The sequence below is a fragment of the Synechocystis sp. LEGE 06083 genome (genome assembly GCF_015207725.1).
GTDB lineage: Bacteria > Cyanobacteriota > Cyanobacteriia > Cyanobacteriales > Microcystaceae > Synechocystis > Synechocystis salina.
On record NZ_JADEWJ010000443.1, the window covers coordinates 1 to 1,412 of the forward strand.

2 protein-coding genes are annotated in these 1,412 nt (G+C 51.4%); one reads left to right on the forward strand and one right to left on the reverse strand.

Annotated features, from left to right (window positions below):
- Window positions 1-322 precede the first annotated feature (322 nt).
- Window positions 323-610 carry a photosystem II assembly protein Psb35 gene (locus IQ219_RS19595; protein WP_194073723.1) on the forward strand — a complete coding sequence of 96 codons (288 nt, stop codon included), beginning with the start codon at window positions 323-325 and terminating at the stop codon, window positions 608-610.
- Between the two features lie 22 nt (window positions 611-632).
- Here IQ219_RS19595 and IQ219_RS19600 read toward each other — a convergent pair.
- Window positions 633-1,412 (reverse strand): carbohydrate porin (locus IQ219_RS19600; protein ID WP_194073726.1); only part of this gene is annotated, 780 nt, incomplete at its 5' end.

The following is a 1,412-nucleotide window of genomic DNA, read 5'->3' on the forward strand; positions in this document are numbered from 1 at the left end:
GGTGGGGTGCATAGAAAAAGACAGTCAGGGGGACTTCGTAGGGTAGCGGAACAAACCGGTAGGGTCAAGGGCCCGAGGTCAGAGCTTAGATAAATTAAGCCACAGATATGGTGTGGCCGACACTAATCTTACTCCACATCTGGCACTTTATCATAGGACACCCCCCCGGGGATCGGATTGCTAAATTGGTTACCAAATGCAAAAAAAAGCCAAAAATTAGCTGTTCAATGTCTGAAATCACCCCAGGGTCAGCCATTACCCCGATAACAATTTTTGTTAAGATTGGGTTCGTTATTCCCCCGACCATTATTTCCTGAAAAATATGTTTGCTCTACCCATCCTGGCGGTTGCTGGCACGTTTCCCACCTATTTTGTGGCGGTGTATGTGGTGGGCTTAGTGGCGGCGGTATCCATCGGTTTGGTGGCCTGGTATAACTCCAAGCGGCCGGTGGGATGGGAACGGTCCCGGAGGCCAGGCTTTATCCCGAAAATTAATACGGGCGATGACGGGGAACCACCCCAATTTACCCCCCCGAAAAACCTGACAGAATCTCCATCAACTCTGGAGGGGGAAAGTGGAGAGTCAGAATCTAACCCTGCCGATTCCTAGGCGGAATAGGTAGCCCCATTTTCTAGAAAGGGAAAGTGAGTTGTACTGTGCCACTGATGCTGGGCCCCGTTGCCCCCATCACGCCGGGGGTAGGCAACACCGTTAGCACGGGTTGGATGAATAAATTGCCCACCAAATGGTACTGGGCATAGAACTGTAACATCGTTTCATAGCTGTTAAAGCCATAGCCTGCCAGGGGATTTGCATTTAATCTGGCCCAGGAAAACCCAAAGCCGTAACTATCCAACGGGCGATCGCCAAAGGGGGCAATAAAGGTTAGACCGAAACCAAAGGAACTGTGCATCAGGGCCGTACTGGAACTGTTCCAACCACCTTGGACAAAACCAACAATGCCATTTTGGTCTTTAGTCTCTCGAAATTTGCCCAGTTTTTGGACTAAGTAGGCATACATGCCCCCCGTTTGGGATTCAAATGCTCCCCCAGGGGCTGTCAGCGGGCCGCTCTGTCGCCATCCTCCCACTGCCACACTCCCCCAACCGACTTCTGGCGCATCAGCGTAGGGAGTCCAGGTTCCGCCCACTTCCGCCACTTTGAATAGGGGGCCAGAAAAGTTGGGCCAAACCAATCCAGTCTGTACTCCTTGCGCTCCCCTACCATCGTAAATACCAGCTTGGCCATACCAACCATTGGGGGTAGTAGGATTATCGCCAGGGCCGCCCCAGGATTTCCAAGCACCATATAAACCAAAGGCGGAATTGTAGTAACCAGGAATAAAACCCAACATGGCAGGGCCGACAAAAACTGGAGTATAAAGTAAACCGGTGGTGGAGGTGAATAATTG

Coding starts and splice junctions, on each gene's coding strand:
- IQ219_RS19595 (WP_194073723.1), top strand. CDS start 323: ATGTTTGCTCTACCCATCCTGGCGGTTGCTGGCACGTTTCCCACCTAT.